At 63.1% G+C, this 3381-nt stretch carries 7 protein-coding genes; 2 read left to right on the top strand and 5 right to left on the bottom strand.

Features of this window, described 5'->3' with window-relative positions; translation table 11 throughout:
* Window positions 1-172: DUF3592 domain-containing protein (locus EN750_RS24870; RefSeq protein ID WP_127398043.1), on the top strand; the 172-nt coding region annotated here is incomplete at its 5' end.
* 41 nt (window positions 173-213) lie between these two features.
* On the opposite strand, the gene EN750_RS40950 is transcribed toward EN750_RS24870, so the two are convergent.
* Window positions 214-354 carry a hypothetical protein gene (locus EN750_RS40950; RefSeq protein WP_245482798.1) on the bottom strand — a complete coding sequence of 47 codons (141 nt, stop codon included), beginning with the start codon at window positions 352-354 and terminating at the stop codon, window positions 214-216.
* 16 nt (window positions 355-370) lie between these two features.
* Between EN750_RS40950 and EN750_RS24865 the strand changes: the two genes are divergently transcribed.
* The gene (locus tag EN750_RS24865; protein ID WP_245482797.1) at window positions 371-868 is read left to right on the top strand and encodes a hypothetical protein; all 498 of its coding nucleotides are present in this window, start codon (window positions 371-373) and stop codon (window positions 866-868) included.
* Window positions 869-887: 19 nt separating this feature from the next.
* Here the strand turns inward: EN750_RS24865 and pqqE are convergent, their stop codons facing one another.
* The 4 genes from pqqE to EN750_RS24845 form a co-directional block, all read right to left on the bottom strand.
* A complete protein-coding gene (pqqE, locus tag EN750_RS24860) occupies window positions 888-2009 on the bottom strand; it encodes a pyrroloquinoline quinone biosynthesis protein PqqE (RefSeq protein WP_127267407.1) in 1122 nt (373 codons plus the stop codon).
* Entirely contained in the window at window positions 2006-2302 is a 297-nt protein-coding gene (gene pqqD, locus EN750_RS24855; protein ID WP_127398039.1) for a pyrroloquinoline quinone biosynthesis peptide chaperone PqqD, read from the bottom strand. Before pqqD ends, pqqE begins: the two co-directional genes overlap by 4 nt.
* A complete protein-coding gene (gene pqqC / locus EN750_RS24850) occupies window positions 2299-3057 on the bottom strand; it encodes a pyrroloquinoline-quinone synthase PqqC (RefSeq protein WP_127398037.1) in 759 nt (252 codons plus the stop codon). The genes pqqD and pqqC overlap by 4 nt, the downstream gene beginning before the upstream one ends.
* On the bottom strand, window positions 3054-3381 hold a 328-nt coding region (locus EN750_RS24845), incomplete at its 5' end, for an MBL fold metallo-hydrolase (protein ID WP_245482796.1). The genes pqqC and EN750_RS24845, both read right to left, overlap by 4 nt.

Below are 3381 nucleotides of genomic sequence, written 5' to 3'. Positions count from 1 at the left end.
CGTCGGCGGCCAGGCACGGCAGTATGTCGAAGGCAGCAAGGTCGACGTGCACTATGACCCCGCCAACCCCGGCTCGGCGGTGCTCGAATGCCGGGTCCGGGGGCTTTGGCTGCTATGGCTCTGCTCGGCAGGCTTTCTCGGTGGCGCGGCCTTTCTGCTCGGGCTGGTTTGAGCGTGCCAGCCGACTTCCCCAATGCCAATCCAGACGGCTCCTCATGGGATGCCTTTACCTAAACAGGATGCAGCGATGAATAGCGCCATGAGATCGATCATCTGGGCCAGCGCCCTGCTTGCATCCGCGACAATGTCCGCGATGGCAGACGAGCCGGCGCCGTCGCGCCCGCCGATCGACAAATGCGTCTGGGAAAGGTTGTCTGACAAAAATATCGGGCTGGCCGCCTGGGCGCAACGCTGCGACTTCGGCTTCCGCCAGATCCATTTCGAATTCGCCGACAACGCGCTTGCCATCAAATACAGCGACGGCGGCGCGGCCGATCCTCTCGTTGAACTGTTCGACATCATATCAGGTGAAACCGCCGAGGCTGCCTTGCGCCGCCTGTTCCTCGAAAAGACCGACAAGGCGGTCAGCGCCCGCTGTGTGCTGACGCCATACACGCAGGGCACGGAGCCTGCCGGCGTCAAACGCTACACATTCAGCCCTGACGCCGCCTATACGAAAGAGCTGAAAGCACTTGCCGATCCCAACGAGATTCCGGAGCCGCCCTGCGGCGTCTGGGGCGAAATGCCTGACGGCATCCAGTATTTCGAGGTGCCGGCGGGTGAGGGGCACAGCCTGCTGTTTGTGCGCATCGGCCAGGACGAGCCATTGTTTGACGAGCAGACGCTTCGCGTTTTGCGGAGGGGGTGAGACGCGCTTTCTCGCCAGGTCAGGCGGATTCGGTCATGGCGCCGATCCGCCGGTAGACGAACGGTTCTTCTCTCGAAGGGGCTGTGGCAATGCGCTTGGCTTCGTCGATCAGCATTGCCATGCGAGCATGGATCGGCGATTTCGCGCAAGCCGGGTCCGTTGCAGCGGCATCGCCGGCGATCGCCATCGCCTGGCAGCGGCAGCCGCCCCAGTCGATCTCGCGCCGCTCACAGCCGCGACAGGGTTCCTGCATCCAGTCCGTGCCGCGAAAGGCATTGAACCCCGGTGAATCGGCCCAGATCGAGGACAGCCTGCGTGGTTCGAAACGCTCGAAGCTGAGCGACGGGATCGTCTGCGCGGCATGGCAGGGCAGTACGGTGCCGTCAGGCGTCACCATGAAGGCGTCCCGCGCCCAGCCGCCCATGCACGGCTTGGGATAGATCGCGAAATAGTCCGGCGTCACAAAATCGATGTTGATGATGCCGGCCAGTCGCTCCTGTGCCTCCGCAACGATCTCCGCCTGCCTGTCGACCGCTTCACGCTCGGGCATCAGTTGGTCGCGATTGGTCAACGCCCAGCCGGCATACTGCACATTGGCGATCTCGAGCCTCTCCGCGCCCAGCGAAAGGGCGAGATCGATGAATTCCGGCACTTCCTCGATGTTATGGCGATGGATCGGTGCGTTGATGGTAAGAGGCAGACCGGCAACGCGCGCGCGGCGTGCCGTCTCCAGCTTCTTTTCGTGAGCGCCCTTGTGGTTGCCGATGCGATCGGTGGTCGCCGGCCGCGCGCCCTGAAAGCTCAGTTGCAGATGGTCGAGGCCGGCTTCGGCAAATGCCTCGATACGGCCCTCGACGATGCCAACGCCCGCGGTAATCAGATTGGTGTAGACGCCGCGCCCCGCAAGCCCGGCGATCAATTGCTCGAGGTCGCGGCGCAGTGTCGGCTCGCCACCGGACAGATGCACCTGGAGCACTCCGAGATCGGCGGCCTCCGAGAACAGGGCGAGCCAGGTCTCTGTGTCGAGTTCGCGATTGGCCTTCAGCAGTTCCAGCGGATTGGAGCAATAAGGGCATTGCAGCGGGCAGCGATGCGTCAGTTCCGCCAGCATGCCGATTGGAGGGAGGAGGGGCGTGCTCATAACCTCACCAGCAGCTTGTCCGACCATTCCTGCAGGAAGGCGAGGACGTCGGTCGCCACGGCCTCCTGTTCGGCCTCATAATCCGCGGCAAGGCCAGCAATGATATCGCCTGCCGTTGACCGTCCATCGCAGCGGCGCAAAATATCGAGACTGACATCGTTCGGCCAGAATATCTTTTCGGGTGAAAGCACGGCGAATGCCTGCCGCACAGAATCGTACTGTATGCGCACGTGCTTCGGCAGCGAAGGTATCGACCGCAGCGACACCACGGCTCTTTCGCGCAGCGCCATCATTGGGCTGCCTCGGGCTGGAAGGCGCCGGGCGGTATGTTTCCCTGCTCGCCATAGGCGTGTTGAAGCGCATCAAGCATGGCCCAGAGTATATCGCATTTGAACACCAGTGCATTGATTGCCTGCTGCTGGCGCTCCGCCGTATCGGCGTGGCTGAGCACGTAGGCGAGGGCGAAGTCGGCGTCACGTGAGGCCTGTTCGGGCCGTTGCCTGAAATAGGCCAGCGTGTCCTCGGTGATGTAGTCGTATTTGGCCAGCATTGCCGGCACCCGCTCGCCGATGATGAGTGGCGAGAACATCTCGGTCAGCGAGGACGCGACCGCCTCGAACAACGTCCGGTTTGTGCAAAAGGAAAGGTAAGCGCCCACCGCGAAGCGCGTCGCCGGCAGTGCCAGCCTTTCGCTCTTCACGGCCTCGGCGTCCAGGCCGAGCGAAGTTGCCAGATGCAGCCAGCGCGCGATGCCGCCGCTCCAGCCGTCCTCGCCGTCATGATCCTCGATCCGCTTGCGCCACGCGGCGCGAAACGCTGGATCCTCGGCATGCACGAGTATCATGGCATCCTTGCGCGGGATGACCGCCTGATAGCAATAGCGGTTCAGCGCCCAGGCCTTCATCTCGGCCTTCGACAATGCGCCGCTGGTCATCCTGTGGTGAAAGGGATGGCGATTGTGATAGCGCTCGGCGCCAACCTGTCTCAACACGGCTTCGAGAGCGCTCGTGGAGAGTCCGCCTTTGGCTGCATCGCGGAAGTCGCTCAAAATTCCATCTCCATACCGTCGCTTGCGATTTCCCAGCCGGCCGCCTTGACCGCCGCGTGCTCGGCGGAATTCTCGTCAAGGATGGGGTTGGTGTTGTTGATGTGGACGAAGACACGGCGGCCGACCTTCACATCGGCCAAGCCGGCGATCGAACCCGATTCTCCCGAGATTGCCAGATGCCCCATGCGCGCGCCGGTTTTCTGACCGACGCCGGCGACGATCATCTCGTCGTCGGTATAGACCGTGCCGTCGAACAGAAGACAGGCGGCATCGGCGAGACGCGCGCGCAAGGCCGCATCGATGCGCGCGCAGCCCGGAATATAG

The organism is Mesorhizobium sp. M7A.F.Ca.ET.027.03.2.1, from assembly GCF_003999175.1.
GTDB lineage: Bacteria > Pseudomonadota > Alphaproteobacteria > Rhizobiales > Rhizobiaceae > Mesorhizobium.
The sequence above is the reverse complement of the archived record's forward strand: the minus strand, read 5'-3'. Positions and strand labels throughout refer to the sequence as shown.

What these genes read in the sequence shown, in the direction of transcription:
- pqqE (WP_127267407.1), bottom strand. Translation starts at nt 2,009, where the DNA reads ATGAGCACGCCCCTCCTCCCTCCAATCGGCATGCTGGCGGAACTGACG.
- pqqD (WP_127398039.1), bottom strand. Translation starts at nt 2,302, where the DNA reads ATGATGGCGCTGCGCGAAAGAGCCGTGGTGTCGCTGCGGTCGATACCT.